The 21,166-nt window shown below is 59.9% G+C and carries 19 protein-coding genes; 11 read left to right on the forward strand and 8 right to left on the reverse strand.

Annotation, left to right across the window (positions count from 1 at the left end):
• Nucleotides 1-21: 21 nt before the first annotated feature.
• Both icmF and GMET_RS08675 read right to left on the reverse strand, forming a co-directional pair.
• Nucleotides 22-3,270: a fused isobutyryl-CoA mutase/GTPase IcmF gene (icmF, locus tag GMET_RS08670; RefSeq protein WP_004513381.1), complete on the reverse strand. Its 3,249-nt coding sequence runs from the start codon at nucleotides 3,268-3,270 to the stop codon at nucleotides 22-24.
• A 16-nt stretch (nucleotides 3,271-3,286) separates the two neighbouring features.
• Complete coding sequence (locus GMET_RS08675) at nucleotides 3,287-3,862, reverse strand: DUF6125 family protein (RefSeq protein ID WP_004513380.1); 576 nt, start codon at nucleotides 3,860-3,862, stop codon at nucleotides 3,287-3,289.
• A 339-nt stretch (nucleotides 3,863-4,201) separates the two neighbouring features.
• Between GMET_RS08675 and GMET_RS08680 the strand changes: the two genes are divergently transcribed.
• The 4 genes from GMET_RS08680 to GMET_RS08695 all read left to right on the forward strand — a co-directional run bounded on the left by GMET_RS08680 (nucleotide 4,202) and on the right by GMET_RS08695 (nucleotide 6,756).
• Nucleotides 4,202-4,606, forward strand: a complete 405-nt coding sequence (locus GMET_RS08680) for a MerR family transcriptional regulator (RefSeq protein WP_004513379.1) — start codon at nucleotides 4,202-4,204, stop codon at nucleotides 4,604-4,606.
• 142 nt (nucleotides 4,607-4,748) lie between these two features.
• Entirely contained in the window at nucleotides 4,749-5,216 is a 468-nt protein-coding gene (locus GMET_RS08685) for a YaiI/YqxD family protein (protein ID WP_004513378.1), read from the forward strand.
• 17 nt (nucleotides 5,217-5,233) lie between these two features.
• The gene (locus tag GMET_RS08690) at nucleotides 5,234-5,779 is read left to right on the forward strand and encodes a YaeQ family protein (protein ID WP_004513377.1); all 546 of its coding nucleotides are present in this window, start codon (nucleotides 5,234-5,236) and stop codon (nucleotides 5,777-5,779) included.
• A 26-nt stretch (nucleotides 5,780-5,805) separates the two neighbouring features.
• Nucleotides 5,806-6,756 (forward strand): aldo/keto reductase, encoded by a 951-nt coding sequence (locus tag GMET_RS08695; protein WP_004513376.1) that lies wholly within the window; start codon nucleotides 5,806-5,808, stop codon nucleotides 6,754-6,756.
• Between the two features lie 50 nt (nucleotides 6,757-6,806).
• Here the strand turns inward: GMET_RS08695 and GMET_RS08700 are convergent, their stop codons facing one another.
• The 3 genes from GMET_RS08700 to GMET_RS08710 form a co-directional block, all read right to left on the reverse strand.
• The gene (locus GMET_RS08700; RefSeq protein WP_004513375.1) at nucleotides 6,807-9,785 is read right to left on the reverse strand and encodes an NAD-glutamate dehydrogenase domain-containing protein; all 2,979 of its coding nucleotides are present in this window, start codon (nucleotides 9,783-9,785) and stop codon (nucleotides 6,807-6,809) included.
• A 207-nt stretch (nucleotides 9,786-9,992) separates the two neighbouring features.
• Nucleotides 9,993-10,217, reverse strand: a complete 225-nt coding sequence (locus tag GMET_RS08705; protein ID WP_004513374.1) for a hypothetical protein — start codon at nucleotides 10,215-10,217, stop codon at nucleotides 9,993-9,995.
• A 48-nt stretch (nucleotides 10,218-10,265) separates the two neighbouring features.
• Nucleotides 10,266-11,828, reverse strand: coding sequence for an acetyl-CoA hydrolase/transferase C-terminal domain-containing protein (locus GMET_RS08710; RefSeq protein ID WP_004513373.1), 1,563 nt, complete (start codon nucleotides 11,826-11,828; stop codon nucleotides 10,266-10,268).
• 237 nt (nucleotides 11,829-12,065) lie between these two features.
• Here GMET_RS08710 and GMET_RS08715 point away from each other — a divergent pair, with 237 nt between their 5' ends.
• Nucleotides 12,066-12,665, forward strand: coding sequence for a TetR/AcrR family transcriptional regulator (locus GMET_RS08715; RefSeq protein WP_004513372.1), 600 nt, complete (start codon nucleotides 12,066-12,068; stop codon nucleotides 12,663-12,665).
• A 10-nt stretch (nucleotides 12,666-12,675) separates the two neighbouring features.
• Here the strand turns inward: GMET_RS08715 and GMET_RS08720 are convergent, their stop codons facing one another.
• Complete coding sequence (locus GMET_RS08720) at nucleotides 12,676-13,419, reverse strand: acyl-[acyl-carrier-protein] thioesterase (protein ID WP_004513371.1); 744 nt, start codon at nucleotides 13,417-13,419, stop codon at nucleotides 12,676-12,678.
• A gap of 121 nt (nucleotides 13,420-13,540) precedes the next feature.
• On the opposite strand from GMET_RS08720, the gene GMET_RS08725 reads away from it, so the two are divergent.
• From GMET_RS08725 to gltX, 4 genes are all read left to right on the forward strand, one after another.
• Complete coding sequence (locus GMET_RS08725; protein ID WP_004513370.1) at nucleotides 13,541-14,545, forward strand: methyltransferase; 1,005 nt, start codon at nucleotides 13,541-13,543, stop codon at nucleotides 14,543-14,545.
• Nucleotides 14,546-14,653: 108 nt separating this feature from the next.
• Nucleotides 14,654-14,821: a hypothetical protein gene (locus GMET_RS18560; RefSeq protein ID WP_011365862.1), complete on the forward strand. Its 168-nt coding sequence runs from the start codon at nucleotides 14,654-14,656 to the stop codon at nucleotides 14,819-14,821.
• A gap of 131 nt (nucleotides 14,822-14,952) precedes the next feature.
• Entirely contained in the window at nucleotides 14,953-15,144 is a 192-nt protein-coding gene (locus tag GMET_RS08730; RefSeq protein ID WP_011365863.1) for a DNA gyrase inhibitor YacG, read from the forward strand.
• Nucleotides 15,145-15,154: 10 nt separating this feature from the next.
• Complete coding sequence (gene gltX / locus GMET_RS08735; RefSeq protein WP_004513369.1) at nucleotides 15,155-16,552, forward strand: glutamate--tRNA ligase; 1,398 nt, start codon at nucleotides 15,155-15,157, stop codon at nucleotides 16,550-16,552.
• Nucleotides 16,553-16,638: 86 nt separating this feature from the next.
• Here gltX and GMET_RS08740 read toward each other — a convergent pair whose 3' ends face one another.
• Both GMET_RS08740 and GMET_RS08745 read right to left on the reverse strand, forming a co-directional pair.
• Complete coding sequence (locus tag GMET_RS08740) at nucleotides 16,639-17,472, reverse strand: response regulator (RefSeq protein WP_004513368.1); 834 nt, start codon at nucleotides 17,470-17,472, stop codon at nucleotides 16,639-16,641.
• Nucleotides 17,473-17,674: 202 nt separating this feature from the next.
• Entirely contained in the window at nucleotides 17,675-18,895 is a 1,221-nt protein-coding gene (locus GMET_RS08745; RefSeq protein ID WP_004513367.1) for an ammonium transporter, read from the reverse strand.
• A 286-nt stretch (nucleotides 18,896-19,181) separates the two neighbouring features.
• On the opposite strand from GMET_RS08745, the gene GMET_RS08750 reads away from it, so the two are divergent.
• On the forward strand, nucleotides 19,182-20,339 hold the full coding sequence (locus GMET_RS08750) for an acetoin utilization protein AcuC (protein WP_004513366.1): 1,158 nt from the start codon (nucleotides 19,182-19,184) through the stop codon (nucleotides 20,337-20,339).
• A complete protein-coding gene (locus GMET_RS08755; RefSeq protein ID WP_004513365.1) occupies nucleotides 20,317-21,165 on the forward strand; it encodes a hypothetical protein in 849 nt (282 codons plus the stop codon). The genes GMET_RS08750 and GMET_RS08755 overlap by 23 nt, the downstream gene beginning before the upstream one ends.
• Nucleotide 21,166 lies beyond the last annotated feature (1 nt).

Here is a 21,166-nt window from a genome sequence, read left to right on the forward strand (position 1 = left end):
TCGGAAGACCGCGCCCGCCTATCACATGTTCCGGCGGTATTTTCCCCCCACCTCATACAGCGCATGGCTGATCTGCCCCAGGGACGCCACCTTGGCGGTTTCCATGAGCTCGGCAAAGATGTTGCCGCCGTTTACGGCAACCTCCTGCAGTCGCTTCAGCGCCTGTGGTGCCTCATTCCTGTGCCGCTCCTGGAAGGCCCGCAGGTTGGCGATCTGCTGCTCCTTCTCCTCTTTCGTGGCACGGGCCAGTTCCCCTGGCACCTGGTACCCCTCCTCGCAGGCCCGGGGATTGAGGAAGCAGTTGACCCCGATGATGGGGAGCTCGCCGCTGTGTTTCTTGTGCTCGTAGAGCATGGATTCATCCTGGATCTTGCTCCGCTGGTACTGGGTCTCCATTGCCCCCAGGACGCCCCCCCGCTGGTCGATCCGCTCGAATTCACACATCACCGCCTCTTCCACCAGGTCGGTCAGCTCCTCGATGATGAAGGAGCCCTGGCAGGAGTTCTCGTTCTTCGCCAGGCCGAACTCCCGGGTGATAATCATCTGGATCGCCATGGCCCGGCGCACCGACTCCTCGGTTGGGGTAGTGACCGCCTCGTCGTAGGCGTTGGTGTGGAGGGAGTTGCAGTTGTCGTAAATAGCCATGAGGGCCTGAAGCGTCGTGCGGATGTCGTTGAAATCCATCTCCTGGGCGTGGAGGGAGCGGCCGCTGGTCTGGATGTGGTACTTGAGCTTCTGGCTCCGGTCGTTGGCGCCGTACTTCTCCCGCATCACCACGGCCCAGATGCGCCGCGCCACCCGGCCGATGACCGTGTACTCCGGGTCGAGGCCGTTACTGAAGAAGTAGGAGAGGTTCGGGGCGAAGTCGTCGATCTTCATGCCGCGGGAGAGGTAGTACTCCACGTAGGTGAAGCCGTTGGAGAGGGTGAAGGCCAGCTGGGAGATGGGGTTAGCCCCCGCCTCGGCAATGTGGTAGCCGCTGATGGAGACCGAGTAGTAGTTCCGCACCTTCTGCTCGATGAAGTACTGCTGGATGTCACCCATCATCCGGAGGGCGAACTCGGTGGAGAAGATGCAGGTGTTCTGCCCCTGGTCCTCCTTGAGGATGTCGGCCTGCACGGTGCCGCGCACCGTCTGGAGGGTACAGCTCCTGATCTCGGCGTACTCGGCGCCGCTGGGCGCACGGCCGTTCTTCTCCCGGAACGCGGCCACCTGCTGCTCGATGGCGGCGTTGAAGAAGAAGGCGAGCATCATGGGGGCCGGGCCGTTGATGGTGATGGAGACACTGGTGTTGGGGGCGCAGAGGTCGAAGCCGGCATAGAGCTTCTGCATGTCCTCAACGGTGCAGATGGAGACCCCGCTCTCGCCCACCTTGCCGTAGATGTCGGGGGGATAGTCCGGGTCCTCGCCGTAGAGGGTGACGCTGTCGAAGGCGGTGGAGAGCCGCTTGGCGTCGTCGTCCTTGCAGAGATAGTGGAAGCGGCGGTTGGTCCGCTCCGGCGACCCCTCGCCGGCGAACTGGCGCTTCGGGTCCTCCTCGGCCCGCTTGAAGGGGAAGACCCCGGCGGTGTAGGGGAAGAGCCCCGGCACGTTCTCCAGCATGGACCAGCGGACGATCTCCCCGTAATCGGCGAAGTCGGGGAGGCAGACCTTGGGAATCCGGGTGCCGGAGAGGGTGGTGGTGTAGAGGTCGCTGCGGATCTCCTTGTCCCGTACCTTCGTCACCAGCTGATCCTGGCGGTAGGTTTCCTTCAGGCAGGGCCAGTCGGCGAGGATCTTTTTCGGCTCTTCGTGGAGTTTTGCCTCATGGAGGGCGATCTGCCTCTCCAGTTCCCCCGTGGCCGGCGAATCGCCCACCACTTCCTTCGCCCCCTGCAGTTGGAAGAGCCGCCGGGCAACGCCGGCCTGCTCCTGCACCCGTTTCCGGTAGCCGCGCACCGTCTGCACGATCTCTCCCAGGTAGTGGATCCGGTCCGGCGGGATGATGTACTGCTTGAGGCTCTCCTTCTCGGTGATGACCAGGTTCGACTGGAATCCCGAGCCCGTTTTGGTGTTCAGGGTTTCCATGAGGGCCCGGTAGAGGACGTTGGTGCCGGGGTCGTTGAACTGGGCCGCGATGGTGCCGAACACCGGCAGCTCTTCGTCGGCCGCCTCGAAGAGGTTGCGGTTACGCCGGTACTGTTTGCGCACGTTGCGCAGGGCATCCTCGGCCCCTTTCCGCTCGAACTTGTTGAGGGCGATGAGATCGGCGAAGTCGAGCATGTCGATCTTCTCCAGTTGGGTCGGAGCGCCGAACTCGCAGGTCATGACGTAGAGGGAGACATCGGCGATCTCCACAACCCGGGCATCCCCCTGACCGATGCCGCTCGTCTCCACGATGACGAGATCGAAACCGGCGGCCTTCACCACATCAATGGCATCGTTGATGGCTGCAGACAGCTCCGAGTGGGAATCGCGGGTGGCCAGGGAGCGCATGTAGACCTTGCTGGTGTTGATGGCGTTCATCCGGATCCGGTCCCCCAGGAGTGCGCCACCGGTCCGTTGGCGACTCGGGTCCACCGCCAGAATGGCGACGCTCTTCTCCGGGAAATCCCGCAGGAACCGGCGCACCAGCTCGTCGGTGAGGGAGCTCTTGCCGGCACCGCCCGTACCGGTGACCCCCACTACCGGCGCGGGGCGGGCCATGGTCCTGATCCTCTCCCGCAGGGGGCCGTAGCCGCCGGAATGGTCATGGACATCCTGCTCCGCCAGGGTGATGAGGGTGTTGACGGCCCGGATATCCTGGTGCTGGAGCTTGTTGATCTCTTCGTCGATGTTCCGCTGGGGGGCAAAATCGCACTCCTTGAGCATGAAGTTGATCATCCCCTGGAGCCCCATGCGCCTGCCGTCTTCGGGGGAAAAAATCTTGGAGATGCCGTAGGACTCCAGCTCCCGGATCTCGTCCGGGATGATGACCCCGCCGCCGCCGCCGAATATCCGCACCTGCTCCGCACCTCGCTCCCGCAGCTGGTCCTTGATGTACTTGAAGAACTCCAGGTGCCCTCCCTGGTAGCAGGAGACGGCAATTCCTTGGGCATCCTCCTGGATGGCGGCGGTGACGATCTCGTCCACGGAGCGGTTGTGCCCCAGGTGGATAACCTCGGCCCCAGAGGCCTGCAGAATACGACGGATGATGTTGGTGGAGGCGTCGTGACCGTCGAAGAGGCTCGTGGCGGTGACGAAGCGGACCTTGTGGGTGGTTTTGTAGGGTGCTGCGGCGGCGGTATGCATGGATAGACCTCCCAGTTTATTTTTCGACCACAAACTCCCAGGCGCACCAGAAGGCGTCGGGGTGTGCATCTGGCGGACAGGCGATGCAGGATGTCCTGATGCGCGGGTCAACGGTTCTTGCGAATTCGGCGTACTCAACGAGGCCGACGCTCTTGCAGGGGAAATCCGGCAACCCCTTGCGCCTGCGGGCCGACTGGACCCGGCAGTCGAGCATCCTGAAGGCGACCCGATCGTCGCTCTGCTCGATGACATCCTGCAAGTTGAGCCGCGCGTACAGGCGGTGCTTGAGGCACTCCACCAGGGCCGGGATGCCGCCGCCGGGCTGAATCCCGAGGCGTTCCATGATCCGCTTCGCCTCGATGACCGTGAAGTAGCGCCATGCTTCGGTATCCGCATCGATGGCCACGTCGATCCCGTAGCGCTTTTCCACCGCCTGGAACCAGAGGCCGTCGTGGGCGAGCCAGTTCTTGGCGTCATCGACGATGATCCGTATCAGCTCTTCCTTGCTCAGCCCCTGCAGGAGCTGTATTCCCTCGTCGCCGGCACCGATGGGTGCCACGCTGTATCGTTTAAAGTCAGTCTCTGAGCTCATTTGAACACCTCCTTACGTTTACGTACGATGTTTATTGTGGGTCGGAAAAACCCCGCGCCAGAGCGCGGGGGTGGACAGCCTAGTGATCCGAAGCCTTAGCTATGCCGAGGCCGGTAATCTTGCCACGAAACGAGCAGATTTATTTCTGAATTTTTTTGAAACATACATCCGCTTTACGTTCATGTCAACATTATTTAAAACACTTTTATATAATCACATGAAGTGGCTTGAGTGCGCGGTTTGTACGGTAATATGTATATTAGTCGGATTCGCGGGAATTGACAGGCAGGGGTAATTGGCGTATTGAATGGTTAATAATTCACGTAAAGGGGAGAAACTATGGCTCCCGAACAAGAAGCCGAGCAGTTGATTACGATTGGTGAAGTGGCAAGAATGCTGGATTTGACCACCAGGACCCTCAGGTACTGGGAGGAGATGGGGGTCGTCGAGGCCTCACACCGTTCTGAGGGAGGAAACCGTCTCTATACGCCGTACATGGTCCGACGGATGAAGTTCATCATCAAGCTCAAGGAGTTAGGCCTGACGATCAAGGAGATGCAGGAACTCGGCGCGGCGTACGGCGAGGCAAGGAAGACGGAAAACATGATACCGCGCCTGGTCGAAATACTGGACAGTCATATCAACAAGGTCGATGAAAAGATGGCGAATCTTGCTTCCCTTCGTAAGGATATTGTTGATTATCGTCATCGTATGATCGAGAAGTTCAATTTTAGCAAAAAATGACCTCTTGCGGCATAGTCCTTAATGTACTCCTTGAAAGTCTTGCGAACCAGGGTGGTATGAACACTCTCGCCATGTTCTGCACCTCCATCCAAACGTTTCGTCGCGATGAATCTACAGGTTATCGTGTCGACCCGGGGTGTTCATGAAGATATGGATTGATGCGGATGCATGCCCGAGGGTTATCAAGGAGATCGTTTTCAGGGCATCGGAACGGCTCAGGATTCCAGTCTGTCTGGTGGCCAACAAGAATCTCGCCAAGCACGCAACACACCTGGTCGAATCCATTGTTGTTGGGGAGGGGTTCGATGTTGCCGACGACTACATAGCAGATCATGCTGCCCCCGAAGACCTGGTGATTACCGCGGACATACCGCTGGCTGCCCGAATCGTCGCCATCGGAGGAGTAGCATTGGATCCCCGGGGGGAACTCTACACCGAGGAGAACGTGGGAGAGCGGCTCTCCATGCGGGATCTGATGATGGAACTTCGGGAGGGAGGCCTTGTGCAAGGGGGGCCTTCCCAGTTCAGCCTGACTGACCGCCAACGGTTTGCTTCATCTCTTGATCGCCTGCTTACCCGGCTGATCAGAGAGATGCGGCCAGTATCATAGAGAGGCATCTTTTCCCAATGGCACTGCCATCGACAATCTACAAAACGTCCATTCAGCTTTCGGACATTGACCGCGGCGTTTATGAATCACTGCAGGCAACGGTTGCCAAGCACCCGTCGGAGACCGACGAGCGGCTAGTGGCGAGATTGCTGGCGTGGGCCATCTTCCACGAACCGGAGTTGAGTTTCACGAGGGGGCTCTGTGTGGGTGAGGAGCCGGATCTCTGGGTGAAAGGGCCCGATGGGCGGGTCCGCTTCTGGGTCGAGGTGGGGCTACCGGAATCCGACCGCATCATCAAGGCGAGCCGCCACGCGGAAAAGGTAGCTCTGCTTGCGTGCGGCAGGGCGCTTGCCAACTGGGACCAGCAGCACCTTCCCCGGTTGACGGGGCTTCCCAACCTTACGGTTGTCAGCCTGGATCAGGCGTTCATCACTACACTGGCAGCGCGGCTGGAACGCTCGATCACCTGGTCAGTGACCATCACCGAGGGAACGGTGTATCTGGAAGTTGACGGCGTTACCCACGAAACCGGCATCCGGATCAAAACAGGGGTCTTACTGTAGGGTAGTCGTCTGAGAAAGAGGATTCCATGAATCACATAATGCTCGGTACCACCAATATCTCGATCTTTCCGCTCGTGTTTGGCACGCTTCCCCTGGGCCCTCTCCAGGCTGGGCTCTCCCCGTCTGAAGGGGGCCGCCTCATCCGCCATGCCCTGGAGCACGGGGTTACCATGATCGACACCGCGACGCTCTACGATACCTATCCCCATGTGCGGGAAGGAATCGCTGGCTGGCAGGGGGACGTCACGATCGTCACCAAGACTCACGCCAACGACGGACCCACGGCTAGGGCCCATGTGGAGAAGGGGCTGCGGGAGTTGGGGCGGGAGCGGCTCGACATCGTCCACCTCCATGGCGCCCGGGTGGCCGATCCGTTTAGCGACAGGGCCGACGTGCTGGCGGAACTGCTGCGGATGAAGGATGAGGGGAAGATCGGTCATGTGGGGCTTTCCTCCCACTACATCTGTGCCATTCTAAAGGCGGCTGACCATCCGGAGATTGAGGTGGTCCATCCTCTCATCAACCGGACCGGCATGGGAATCCTCGACGGCAGCGCGGCGGAGATGGCGGAGGCCATTGCCGCGTGCGCCAGGGCAGGGAAGGGGGTCTACGCCATGAAGGCGCTGGCGGGAGGGAACCTGATTGCCGAGGCTCGCGCAAGCCTCGCGTACGTGCGGGGTCTTGAAGGGGTCCACGGGGTGGCCATCGGCATGCTCTCCGAGGCGGAGGTGGAGGCGAACATCGCCCTCTTTTCCGGCAACGCCCCCGAGGACGAAGTATGGCGGCAGCTCGAAAGCCGCCGCCGGAAGCTGCGGATCATGGAAAACTTCTGCAAGGGGTGCGGCGGGTGCGTCGAGGCCTGTGCCAGCGGCGCACTCACGGTGGTCAACGGCAAAGCGGTCCTCGACGAAGCCGCCTGCATTCTCTGCGGTTACTGCGCCGCTTCCTGTCCCGAATTCATCATCCGGGTGGTCTGACAGTCGCCTCGTTTGCTCATGTCTGTCCGGTCCTTGCTGGTGCGCGGCGGTTATGCTGACGGGAAATTCCGCGTCAGGTGGAGCCGTATCATATCCTCGAACTCCGCCTCCCGGTCACCCTTGTAGACCATTGACGATCCGATCTCGGCGGCGAGAATGGCCGAGAGGTACTTCTGGGGAAGCCGGGCAAGGCGCCGGCGGAACCGGGGCTCATCGGCGATGATCCTCGGCAGGTGCGTCAGTACCGCACGGCGGAAGAGGGGCTGGAGCGCGAGCCCGGGGCGCCCCTGGAAGAATCTGAAGAGACGCGCGTAGTTGGCATTGATCTCGGTGCTGAGTGAATCGGATATCTCTGTGCAGAGAAGCCCCGGCTGCTCGCGGCGGCGCCTGAGGATGAGCCGCGCCTCGTCGCCGGCACGCTTTTCAAGGATCTGGAGCACATCGGCTACGTAGCGCTCCTTGTGCTCCAGAAACTCCTTCTCCGAGAGGAGCAGGTTGGCGATGATTTCGTAGGAGGAGGAGATGACGCCGCACTTGTTGGCCGAGGCGTCGCGCATGACGATGATCCCCTTCTTCTGGAGCTCGATCCGGGCCGCCGGGGTGATGAAGGAGTTGGCCCCCTCCACGATGGCCCGGGCTGAAGGTGTTCCATCGGGGAGTAAGAAGCGCTCCCAGTTGTCCTTGTCAATGGTCTCGGGACGGCCGCCGGCAGGGATGAAAAGATCAGCCGGGACCGTGAAGACCAGATCCCCGTACTCCTTGGAGAACTCATCCAGGGAGATCCACTCCTCAACCACCCCCCCGTCGGTTTTCGTCACCCGGCGAAAAAGTTCCCTCAGCCCTTCGCGGCGGCTTCCGGTCCGGAAAAGCATGAACCCGCCGGAATGAAGCGCCGCCGGGTCGAAGCCGTCCAGATCCTGCTTCAGGAGGATGCGCCCCAACTCCCCGTGATCGGCGCCTGCCGGATCGCAGACCGCTGCGGTGCCGTCAAGGATGAGGGCGATGTTCACCTTCGGCGAGCGCTTCAGAAGAATCCGCAGGGCATTGCCGGCCACGTCGCCGTTGGGTCCACCGGTGAGCTTGAGGGTGAACGGGTCTTTGCGGATGTCGATCCCCAGCTCCTTCATGGTAATCTCGGCGAACTTCACGACCCCCGTGGAGGTGACCCCGTATTCCTTGTGGTTGATCCCCACCTTCTTGCTCGACATGATACCGATGCCGAGCATGTAGCCCCGCCGCTTCGACATGGCGGCGATGGTCTCGATCATGGTGTCGTGCATGTTCTCGTCGGGTCCCAGTTCGATCGGCTCGTCCTCCCGGTAGTAGTCCACCACGGCCGGATGTTTCGCCACCCCGTTTTCGGTGGTGAAGATGTCGAGGAAGGCGCCGGTGATGCCGAACTGGAGCTTGTAGAGCCGCCAGGTCTCCACCTCCCGTTCCCGTTCACGCTCCCGCATCAGGTCCGAGGCGTCCAGGAGCGTCACCAGTTTCGATCCCCCCTCGTAGATGTCCTTGTTCTTCAGGTGCTGGGTGTGGGCCAGGACAAAATTCTCGCGGAAAAGGGTGTTGGCGTTGGTGACGAGATCGTCGGCGGTGCGGCAGATGACGGTGCGCCAGCCGCCCCGGGCGATGTCGGAGAAGCCGATGTGGTAACCGAAGCCGTAGCGGCTGTAGAAGAAGGTGATCCGGAACGGCATGGCCGGCGGCAGATCGGCGGTGAAGTCGGTACCAAGCTCGGCAAGGTAGGCCGGGTCGAGCCGGAAAGCCAAGGCCTGCTTCTCCCGTACGAAAAAGTTTGTCTTCAGGGTGTGGGTTATGAAGGCAAGGCAGCAACGGAAGATGGTTCGCCGCACCTCGTCCAGGTAGCGGTGGCCGGAGTTGTATTCCGTCACCTCGCGCCGGGTATCGGCGAGGATTTTCTCGTGGTCGGCGTCCCGCTCCTCCACGGCCGGATCGAAGCGGGAGCGGAAGAGCCCGGCCAACTGGAGCGCGATTTCCGGGTGCGCCAGGAACGCGTCGCGCACATCGTCGAGACCGAAACGGTCGGGCTGGTTGTGGGCCAGGTTCGAGTGGCAGAAGGCAATGAAGGCGTTGGTAAGGGTAGCGTCCTCGCCGCTCATGAGGCCGGTGGTGACGAACTCCCGATAGGCGTGGGAGCGGGTTGCCAGGAGCTGGGTGTTGGAGAGTTCCCCTTCGAGCCGGCTGAAGGCCTCCGATCCCCTGGCGAGCACGCCGCCGTCGCGGCGTCGCACGTAAAAAGTGCCGAGGAAGTAAGGGTGAACGCCGTTGCTGATGGTGAGGCAGTAGGCACGGTTCACGCCGAGTTCGAGGCGGTTGAAGACCTCCATTATCTGGAGGAGGAAGTCTTTCTGGGGCGGGTTCCCCACCGCGAAGAAGACCCGCGATTCATGGCTGGCGCCACTCTCCATCTCTTCCACGTCCAGGTAGAGGCCGCCGCGACGGTTTCCCTCCTGGTAGAGGCGAAGCGCCTGGGCCACCCGGCGCGGGGGCGAGATTCGGACGTAGTTCTGATTGTTAAGCCAGAGGATGCGGAGCAGACGGTCGAAATCGGCCATGTCGAAGTCGGGGTAGTACTTGCGCAACGCCGCAGCCACCGTTCGCCTGATGCCGATCGGTGTCTCCCCGTCCTTGCCGGCGAGGATCTCCTCGTTGCTCCTGCGGTCAAACTCGAAGCGCTGGATCTCCAGGTTCTGGTCCAAACCCGGGATCGGATCGTCCGAGTGGGCGATCATGGTGTAGGATATCTCCCGCTCATGGATGTGGCGCAGGGTATCGTAGAGAGTGCCGGGCTGGTTGACAATCGCCAGGATAAGGGCCTTTTCCCGGTCGGCCAGGATAAGCCGCCGGTTGTGCCGCAGCGTCCCGAGCTCTCGGGTCAATAGTCCCAGGGCCTCCGGTTCGTCCTTCATGGCAATGAAGAAGTAGGGGTTCAGTTGTTCCCGAAGCCAGAGGCGGTTTTCTGCCCGCTCCGCACTCTGGGGTTTTGAGGCTGCCGATGCCGCGGTCATGGTTTCGAACTCCTTCCGTTGTTCGTCGGTAGCGCCCGTAGTGAGCGCAGCCGCATGGTATCAGTATACATGGTTTCAGGGGAAGAGGCATTCGCGGGACAGCTTCGAGCGTCGGGATCGGAATTTCAGGAAGGATGAAGGGACGGTGAAAAGGGAAAGGCCGCAAAATGCGGCCTTTCCCTTGTTGCGCAGAATGTCGGCCGAATCTCAGATGGCCGAATTGTGTTCATTTACCTCATAGGGGTCGTATGGCGCCTTGTTGTCATTGGCGACATGGGACGCTGCCGTCTGGTGCATCAGTTGATGCAGGGCGGCAATGGCCTGGGATATGTTCTGTCCCACCCTTGCGTCATGATTGAGCGCATAGGCCTTTTCCATGGCCTGCAGCGCCGTTCCGAGGTAATACCTCGGCAGTTGGTCGGAATCACGCATGTCGTTGCCTCCCTTTCCGTTTCGGCATCCCTGTGGGCCGATACAGGTTCAGATATCCCAGTTTGCGATCTTCATGGTGCCGTTCTTGGCCAGGTTCACCTGCATCTTGAAGACCCGGTCAAGGAGTTGCGGTTCGTGGCCGGCTTTGCGGGCCAAACACTCTTTCGTCGCGATTTCGAGGTACTCACGGAGCAGCGGCTTGTAGTCCGGGTGGGCGCACTTGTCGATGATGAGCTTGGCGCGGCTTTTCGGATCGAGTCCCCTCAGGTCGGCAAGCCCCTGCTCCGTGACTAGCACGTCGAGGTCGTGCTCGGTGTGGTCAACGTGCGGCACGTGCGGCACCACGCAGGTGATGCCGGTCGGGTCGGTCTTGCTGGGGCGGGCCGACGGCGTGTGCATGATGGAGAGATAGGCGTTGCGCAGGAAGTCGCCGGAGCCGCCGATGCCGTTAATCATCCGGGTTCCCCCCACGAGGGTGGAGTTGGCGTGGGCGTAGATGTCGAATTCCACGGGGGTGTTCATGGCGATGCAACCCAGGCGCCGGATCGGCTCGGGGTGGTTGGCGACGGAGAGGGGACGCATGATCACCTTGTTGCTGTACTTCTCCCAGTTGCCGTAGAAGCGCTTAAAGCCATCGACCGAGAAGGAGAGGGAGACCGTGGAGGCAAAATCCAGTTTCCCCGAATCGAAGAGGTCGAGCATGGTGTCCTGCAGCACTTCGGTCCAGACCTTGAGACCCGAGAACGGTCCCTTGGCCAAGCCACCGATGACGGCGTTGGCGATGGAACCCACGCCAGACTGGAGCGGCAGGAGGTTCTTCGGCAGGCGGCCTTCCTTTACCTCGAACTGGAAGAAGTCGAGGATGTTGTTGGCGATGGCCGCGGAGGTGTCGTCTTGCTCGCTGAAGGCACGACCGTTGTCGGGGTGCTGCGATTCGACGATGGCGACGATTTTGTCGGTGTCGATCCGGACATAGGGCGAGCCGGCACGGTCGTCAACCCGGCTGAGGAGGTAGGGGAGGCGGTTGGGGGGATTGACCGGGTCGATGATGTCGTGGAGCCCTTCGTAGTTCGGGATGGCGGTGTTGATCTCGATAATGAGCCGGTCGGCAATCTGCACGATCTCCGGCACGGCGCCGCAGGAGGCGGTCAGGACGAGGCCGCCGTCCTCGGTGATGGCGGAACATTCGATGATGCCGATGTCGAGACGGCCGCCATTGTCCTTGGTGTAGAAGCCGTAGCCCAAGTCTTGGGCGAACATGGAGAGGTGCTTGTCCCCCATGCGGATGCGCCCTTCGTTGATGCCGGCCTGGATGTTTTTGCCGGTCTGGTAGGGCCAGCGGCGGTCGATCATGTCAAGGGATGCCCAGCGGTCTTCGGTCTCGACGCCGACGGAGGCGCCGATGAAGAGGTTGAATCTCATCTTCCCCTGGAGCTGGTTCTTCTCCACGTAATCCGCAAGGGCGATGGGTATTGCTTTCGGGTAGCCGGCAGGGGTGAAGCCTGACCAGCCGAGATTCATCCCGTGCTTGAACAGGGGAATGACCTCTTCGACCTTCCTGATTCTGTCGTGCAGACTCTTTCTTCTTATCCTGTTGAGCAATTCAGACATCTACTTACATCCTCCTTCTCCTGGATATTGGTGCCTGGCGTATCAGTGTGAGTGCTGTGCCGGCCCTGAAATCGACAATTGAATGGTTTCGTATCAAACGTTCGTTCGATTCCCATCATAACAGACACGACGATTACGGCGCAATAATTTATGCAGATGTCGTGTCAATTAAATTGGCTTTAGAAAGGGACTTTGCTACTCTTTGCGGCACTCACATCAACACGGGTAGGGAGTGAAATGACGAGACCGGACTGCCGCAGCAAATTGATGGAAGTGGGGACACAGCTCTTTGCCGAACGGGGATTGAACGGCGTCAGCATCAGGGAGCTGTCCCACGGGGCCGGGGCCAGCATCTCCATGGTTTCCTACTATTTCGGCGGAAAGGAAGGGCTGTATTCGGCGGTGTTGCAGGAGCAGTTTGCCTGCTTTGACCAGATCGGGGAAATCATGGAGCAGCATGCAGGCCCCGTGGACAAGATCGAGGCCTACATCCGCTGGACCATCCAGCGGCACCGGAACAACCCCCATTTGCTCCGGTTCTACACCAGCGAGCTCACCAACCCAACTTCCTACTTCCCCCGGATCGTTGCGCCGGCAATCGGCAAGGTCATACGGATTCTCGTGAAAGTTGTCGAGGAAGGGATCCGCGAGGGGGTGTTCAGGCAGGATGCCCACGCCGTTAATGCGGCGCTGGCCCTTGCGGGCATGGTCAACTACTATTTTCTCAGCACCCTTGCCACTGAAGACCTGATTAGCCATTCACCCGAGCAGGATGAGCAACTTATTCACCAGTACCGGGAGATTTTCACCCGCGGCATTTTGGCTCCCGCGTCGTAGCTGCAGAGAATTACCGCCAGCGGGTTCTGAGCCGGGTCAGTTCGCGGCAGTCGGCCGAGGCTATCCGGTGGATGACAAGAATCCCGTTGTCGTCTTCGGCGCAGGCGCAGCATACGGTTACTTCTTCTCCTGCCAGTGCTTCAGCCCGGTATCCGATCTCAAGGGAAACCAGTTTGTGGCGCTCCGCCACTTCGTCGGGTACGGCGTCGAGGGCCCAACCGGCATAGACCATGTGGTTAACGTGGTGGTTCAAGTCCAGGTCCGAACGCCGCACTCTGAAGCGTTCCTCGGCCTGACTTCCTTTGAGCGCGGGGAGCAACGCAAAGTCGTCGTCAATGGCACGCCGTGGCGTGAGAGGGTAGGGGGGATGACGGTCGACCCGCACCGCCCGCCGGGTCTTGAAGTCGATAACCGCCCACGATGTGGTGGCGCGGGCCATGACAGCCCCCGTCCGGTCCAGCAGTTCGAACTCGCGGCAGGTAAAGCGCCCTTCCCGCAGCGAGGGCCAGGTTCGCACCGTCATCTCGTTTCGTACCCTCGGATAACGTTCGATGCTGAGATGGACCCGGGACAACACCCAGGTGAGTCCTTCGGCCATAAGTGACCTGACCGTCCCCCCCAAGAGTGTCATGTGCTCCGATGCCGCTTCCTGGAGGTAACCGAGAAGCGTCACGGGGCTTACGAAGCCGTGGGGGTCCACGTCGAAGGAGCGGATGGTGAAGGAGGTTTCGAAGATTGAGTTTTCCGTTTTCATAGTGCTCTTTTTCTAGCAGATTCCCTTTGCTCATTCCACCGCTTTTCGCCCCGGTTTGCCCAGCGACCCGAATGCGGTAGACTGTATCACCTGATTGATATTTGATTTTGTGGAGGTTGTCATGGAAGAGAAAACCTGGACCCCGGCAGAACTGCTGCAACTCTCCGGGGGCTACTGGAGCGCCTGCGCGCTTCATGCCGCTGTAGCCCTCGATGTGGTGACCCCCCTGGCAGGCGAGGCGCTTACCGCTGCCGAGGTGGCCGGGCGTCTCGCCGTTGACGTTCGTGGCGTTGCCATGCTCCTCGACGCCCTGGCGGCCATGGCCCTGGTACATAAGCGGGAAGACCGCTACGAAGCCGCACCGTTCGCGGCCCGGTATCTCGCCAAGAGTTCGCCGGAGTATCTGGGGTACATCATCATGCATCATCACCACCTCATGGCGGGATGGTCGCAGCTCGACGAGGCGGTGCGGCGGGGAGCCCCGGTGCGGGAGAGCGCTTCCCATGGCGACGATGAGGGGGCGCGGGAGAACTTCCTCATGGGAATGTTCAACCTGGCCATGCAGAGTGCGCCGAAGGTTGTCCCGCTCATCGACCTCACCGGCCGCAAACGCTTGCTGGATCTTGGGGGAGGACCCGGTACCTGGGCAATCCACTTCTGTCTCCAGAATCCGGGATTGGACGCGATTGTCTATGATCTTCCCACCACCCGCCGCTTTGCCGAGGAGACCGTCGCCCGCTTCGGACTTGCGGATCGGGTCGGGTTCGTGGCTGGGGATTTCCTCGAAAACGATACTCCAAAGGGCTTCGACGTGGTCTGGCTTTCCCATATCCTCCACGCCTATGGCCCGGACCAGTGCGCCGTGATCCTCGAGAAGGCGGTGAGAGCCCTGGAACCGGGAGGACTTCTCCTCGTCCAGGAGTTCGTTCTGGACGACACCAGATCCGGTCCCCTCTTTCCGGCGCTCTTTTCCCTGAATATGCTCGTGGGAACCACAGCCGGGCAGTCTTATTCCGAAGGCGAACTCTCTTCCATGATGGCTGCAGCCGGTCTCCGTGACGTGAGGCGCCTGCCGCTGGAATTGCCGAACGGTGCCGGGATTATTGCCGGGACGGTTCGGCAATGATATCCGTTGGCATCCATTGATGAATAAATATCTAAAGTCTTTTCGTGCAGCCGCCGATACCTATTATTGAGCAGTTAGATTATCGCCCGTATGGCGAAGGGGTTCGGTGTGGAAGAGGCAGTTTACAAGTTCCCGTTTCTCTCTGTGGCGCAGGTCCATTCTTTTTCAATGGACCGCCCCGTTTCCATTGTTTTCGGACCGGACAACATGTACTGGGTGGTTCCCGACGCCGTTGCCCGAGAACTTCATCGCCGCGGCTATCAATTCTGCCAGTGACGATTGCTGTATCCATGTTTAGCCGTTGACTTGCCCTGTTCATTGACGTTAGAATCCGGCCGTTGAACCTGGCCGGATATCCTGAACCTGCCCCAGGTATGCCACAGCACCTGGGGTTTTTGTTTGCACAAATGAGCGAAAAACCAATCACCATAGTGCCGTGTCCACGCTGTCGGAAAGAAACCCCCTGGCAGGGAAACCCCTTCCGACCCTTCTGCTCCGAGCGGTGCAAGACCATGGATCTTGCCGCCTGGGCCGATGAGGAATACCGCATCGCCAGTGAGGATACCCCTGGCGATGATGAATCTGACGAAAACCCGTAAAGGAGTTCCCATGTCCGACGTACGCCTCCGCTTCGCGCCGAGCCCCACCGGTTACCTTCACGTTGGGGGGGCGCGTACCGCGCTTTTCAACTGGCTCCTGTCCCGCAAGGAAAAAGGGACTTTCATCCTCCGCATCGAGGACACCGACGTGGCCCGTTCCACCCAGGAATCGGTGGACGCCATCCTTCAGGGGATGGCCTGGCTTGGCCTCGGCTGGGACGAAGGTCCCTTCTACCAGTCGGAGCGTTTTCCCGTCTACAAGGAGTTCGTGGAGAAGCTCGTGGCCGAGGGTAAGGCATACCGTTGCTACTGCACCTCCGAGGCGCTGGAGGCCAAGCGGGAGCTGGCCATGAAGGAGGGGCGCAAGCCCAAGTACGACGGCACCTGTCGCAACGGAGTGGAGGAGCCCGGGGATAAGCCGTACGTAATCCGTTTCAAGGCGCCCCACGAAGGGGTAACGGTCTTCGATGACCTCATCAAGGGTCGGATTGCCTTCAATAACGACGAACTGGACGACCTCATCATCCAGCGCAGTGACGGCACCCCCACCTACAACTTCGTTGTGGTTATCGACGACGCCACCATGGGGATAACCACCGTTATCCGGGGCGATGACCATATCAACAACACCCCTCGCCAGATTCTTCTCTACGAGGCCCTTGGCTATCCCGTGCCCCGCTTTGCCCACGTGCCGATGATCCTCGGCGCCGACAAGACCCGTCTCTCCAAGCGCCACGGCGCCACGAGCGTCATGGCCTACCGTGACATGGGGTTTCTCCCCGAAGCCATGGTCAACTACCTGGTGCGGCTTGGCTGGAGTCACGGCGATCAGGAGATCTTCAGTCGAGAGGAACTCATCGAGAAGTTTTCCATCGAGGCGGTGGGCAAATCTGCCGGAGTATTCAATCCTGACAAGCTCCTCTGGCTCAACCATCACTACATCAAGGAGAGCGCTTCCGAGCGGCTGGCGGAGCTTTTAATCCCCTTCATGAAGGAGCGTGGCATTGTTCCCGAGTCGGGACCGAGCCTTTCCCTCGTGGTGAAGACCCTCCAGGAGCGTTCCCGGACCCTCGTGGAGATGGCTGACGGCGCGATTTTTTACTACCGAGGCGATTTTGCCTATGACGAACAGGCTGCGGCCAAGCACCTGGTTCCCGATGCCGCACCACTGCTGGAAGCGTTGGCGGACAAACTGGAGGCGCTCGCCGACTTCAGTCAGGCGAGCATAGAGGCTCTGTTCAAGGAGTTCATCGCTGAGAAGGGGATCAAGCTGGGGCAGGTGGGGCCGGCGGTTCGTGTCTCCCTCTGTGGCGGCACCGCATCCCCCGGCATCTACGAGGTAATCGAGGCCCTGGGGAAAGAAGAAACCCTGCGGAGGCTGCGCCGCGCCGTGGCTTTTATCGGGTAACGCAGCAAGCCTCACAGGTCATGGGCGAAAATCAAAGGGGCGGCACGATATGATTTCGTGTCGCCCCTTTTTCCGGTTAGGGTGGTTTACTTGTAACGCTTCGTCAGCTCGAAGGCCCGCTTGACCCGAGTAACAATTCTGATTGGTTGGACCGGTTTGGCGATGAAGTCCAGAAAACCGGCCTCCAACGCCCGTTGTTCATCTTCGCCGGTGGCCTTGGAGGTGATGAGGATGACGGGAATGTCGGCGGTGGCCGGGTTTGTGCGCAGAGCACGCAGGAGGCCGAAGCCATCCATGCGCGGCATGGTTGCGTCGGTTAAAATCATGTCGGGTTTTTCGGTCACGGCCGACTTGAGTCCGTCAACCCCGTCATGGGTCACCAGAACGTCGTACCCTTCTTTCAGAAGCGCCACCTGAATGACGGTAGCCACGGGGAGGGTATCTTCCACCACGAGGACTTTCTGTCGTTGCACGTCCTTCATCTTGCCATGGAGGTAGTGCTTCTCTATGGCGGCCAAAAGCTCCTGCCGCGTGGCAAGGATCGGCACCACTTTGAGCCGGTGCTTCTTGGCCAGGAAATCGACGGTGTCCTGATCAAAGGGATCGTTCAGGGCCAGGGCCAGCATGTTCTCTTTCAGTTTGAGGGGAAAAACAAGCCGCTGTACCGCCATGTCCTGGGGGACGAGGGAGAGCAGCTCCGGCGGAAATGCGTAATCGACAAACCCCTTCACCGTTTTGATGCCGAGTTGTTTCGACAGGGCATCGATCAGTTCCTCACCGGTGATGACCCCCATCTCCTCGAGAACCTGACCAAGTCGTTTTCCGCTCCCCTTCTGGCGCTCCAGGGCCCGCTCAATGGTCTTGACGGTTATGATTCCCGCCTCCACCAGCAGGTCGCCCAGTTGCTTTTTCTGTACCATCAGCAATTCCCTTCACTTCCGGAGATTTGAGAGCTGGATCGCGAATTTCCTGCCATAGTGGCGTACTGACGGAAAACTTCACTCATTATATCGGACACTTTCCCAAATACTTTAGCCAAACAGTAAGAAATTGTTCAACTGTTCGAATCGGCGTAAAAAAGGCCCCGAAACGGGGCCTTGATAAGGGTGACAGGGAAGAAGATCAGCGCACATGATCCTCTGGATAGGCGCCGATTTTGTGAATGGAGAGGTCAGCGCCGGCAAACTCCTCTTCGTCCGAGAGCCGGATGCCGACGGTCTTGGAAAGAACGGTGTAGACGAGGAACCCGTTCGCAAGGGCGAAGAGGATGGCAGCGACCGTGCCAAGCAATTGGGAAATGAATGATATGCCACCAATGCCGCCGAGAAGAGGCTGGCCGAAGATCCCGGCGGCAATGCCTCCCCAGGAGCCGATGATGCCGTGAAGGGGCCAGACGCCGAGAACGTCGTCGATCTTGAGTCGCTCCTGCTCGATCTGGAAACCGTAGACGAAGATAACGGAGGCGATAGCGCCGGTAGCGAAGGCCCCCAGAGGGTGTATGATGTCGCTGCCCGCGCAGACGGCGATGAGTCCTGCCAAGGCGCCGTTATGGATGAAACCCGGGTCGTTTTTCCCTGCAAGGAGGGCCGCCAGCACGCCACCAACCATGGCCAGAAGGGAGTTCACCGCAACGAGGCCCGATATCTTGTCCAAGTGGCCGGCGCTCATGACGTTGAAACCGAACCATCCGACCGCCAGGATCCAGGATCCGAGGGCCAGAAAGGGGATGTTGCTGATGGGGATAGGGTGGGATTTACTCCTGATGTACCTTCCCATGCGGGGGCCGAGGGTAAGGACTGCGGGGAGGGCAAGCCAGCCACCCATGGAATGGACCACCACCGAACCGGCGTAGTCATGGAATTCAGCGCCGCCGATACTCTTGAAGAACCCCTGAAGAATCGAAGCGTTCTTTCCCCAGATGAGAGATTCGAAGATGGGATAGGTCAGTGCAGCGAAAAGGGCGCCGGCGAAGACCTGGGGCCAGAACTTGGCCCGTTCGGCGATTCCTCCCGAGATTATGGCCGGGATGCAGGCGGAAAAGCAGAGGAGGAAGAAGTAGTGAACGAGGTCGTACCCCTGGGTGGCGCCCATGAGGTCGCCGGCCGGCACGAGGAAGGATATGCCGTAGGCGATGGGGAAGCCGACCATGAAATACGCGATGGTGGAGACTGACCAGTCGGTCAGGATCTTTACAAACGCGTTGACCTGATTCTTTTTGCGGACTGTCCCCACTTCGAGGAAGGCGAAACCGGCGTGCATTGCAAAGACCATGACGGCGCCGAGCATGAGGAAGAGGACATCGGTGCTGTTCTTGAGACCTGTCGCCATCGACAGCTGATCCATGGGCATACCTCCGTTGGCATGTGGTTCGGCCCTCGTTCTCCCGTCGTCGGGAAGGGCCGTTTTCCCTTTAGCAACCTCTTTGCCAATAGTTTAACCAGTTGAAATCACACACAAGAAGGTGCACTGAGCGTTTCGAAAGCAACGGTGCTGACTGTTTATTCATCACCCATGCCCGGGGAATGGGCTGTCTTTTGGCAAATTTGGAGTTGACGCTCGTGTGTCTACGTTGTAAAGTCGCGGCATTAAAAGAAAATCATGCATAACACCGTTGTGACCGGGATGCCGATTGCCTGCCAAGACCGCCCTCATATACTCGAACGACTTCAGCCGGTTCAGTTACGGTGACGACCATCCGTTCAAGATCCAGCGTATCATTCTTGCCCGCGAGCTCATGGGCATGCTGGGACTCACGGAGTTGCCCGGCGCTTGTATCCATGACTGCCCGCGTGCGGACGAGGCATCCCTTCTCACGTTTCATTCCCCGGACTATCTACAGCGGCTCCGGGAATTCAGCGATTCCGACGAACCTCGCGCAGACTTCCGGTATGGTCTGGGAGATCTGGACAACCCGGTCTTCAAGGGATTCTATGACTGGGCAATACTCGGCGTCGGAGGGACCATGGAGGCCGCCCGACTCGTGACCGAGGAGGGGTACGACATCGCCTTCACCATGGCAGGGGGGTGGCACCACGCCCACCGGAGCAAGGCATCGGGTTTCTCGTATCTGAATGACGCAGTTATCGCCATTAACACGCTTGTTGCGAAGGGATTGCGGGTTGCGTACCTGGACATCGACGCCCACCACGGCGACGGGGTTCAGGAGGCCTTTTACGATACCGACCAGGTCCTGACCGTCTCTATCCACGAGAGCGGCATCTATTTTTTCCCCGGCACCGGCTTCGAGGACGAGATCGGTAGGGGGCAGGGGAGGGGATACTCGGTGAATGTTCCCCTCGTGGCCCACACCGACGACGCTCTGTTCATGAAGGCCTTTGACGAAGTGGCCTATCCCCTGATCGCCGCCTACAACCCCGATGTTCTGGTAACCCAACTCGGCGTTGACACGTTTCGCACCGACCCCCTCACGCGCCTCGAAATAACCACCCACAGCTACACCTATATCCTGCGCAAGCTGAAGGCGCTGAAAATTCCGTGGGTGGCAGTGGGTGGCGGCGGATATAACATGATCAACGTTGCCCGGGGATGGACCCTTGCCTGGGGGATCATGAACGGCGTGGAACTGCCGCCGAAGCTGCCGGCCCAATTCGTGGATATGATCGCGCCCATGGGACATCCGAACCGGATGCTTCTTGACGCCATGCACTGGGCAGAGGAGGATGACCGGAACCGGGCCCTCGACGCGGTGGAGAGGAGTATCGCTGCCATTCGGGAAACGGTCTTTCCCGTGATTATCGGAAATTATGCCGCGGCTGCCGGGGAATAGTGCACTCGTTGACGCTGCCGGACGGGTGCTCCACTCCCTTCGGGAGATCAATTTCCTATCTCAGGTGGAGCGTGAGCGATTCTACGTCGGCATACTTCCTCCGCGGCTCTTTGCGTACCTTGGCATCTCGCCGCAAACCCTCTGCGGCGCCGACGGCCTGAGGCGCATCAAGGTCATCGCCCCGGAGGGGATAGGGATTGCGCGGATCGAGGTCAAGGCGCACCCGGCAGACACAGACACAGCCTTTTTTCTGGAACTGGCAGACACCCACTACGGCCAGATGGAGCTTTCATTCTGCATCATCGCCGATCCTGAAACGCCCCGCTATTACGTGGACAAGGACGCAGCGGGGCGAGACAACTGCTTTACGACCCTGGGCCGCAATATTCCCGAGGAACTCAGGGCCATGGAGGCGGGTCTCTTCCCGAACCAGACGAGGCGGGGACTACACCTTTTCGGGGAGTTCTTCCCCATCTTCGAGCGGTTCGTGGATTCCCTCGGAATGGAGATGATAGTGGCGGAGCCCCTGACCTACGACAATGCCATCCGCTATGAAAAGTACGGTTTCGACTACATAACCGGAAAGCGGCTCATGCTGGAAATAGACCAGGAGTTCCGCCGGGGCGGAATCCTTTTCGGGCGGCTCGACGGTTCTAACCCGTTTCGGATGCCAGGTGCTGAGCGTACGGTGCGGGGGAGGAGTTGGGCCATCCACGACGGGATCATGGACGAACCCTGGGACGAGGTGCGGATCTACAAGACGGTTGGAGAACATGCTGGAATCGACACCTTTCCCGACAGAAACAATGAAGGAGGACACCCCTGAC

The sequence above is a fragment of the Geobacter metallireducens GS-15 genome (assembly GCF_000012925.1).
Lineage (GTDB): Bacteria > Desulfobacterota > Desulfuromonadia > Geobacterales > Geobacteraceae > Geobacter > Geobacter metallireducens.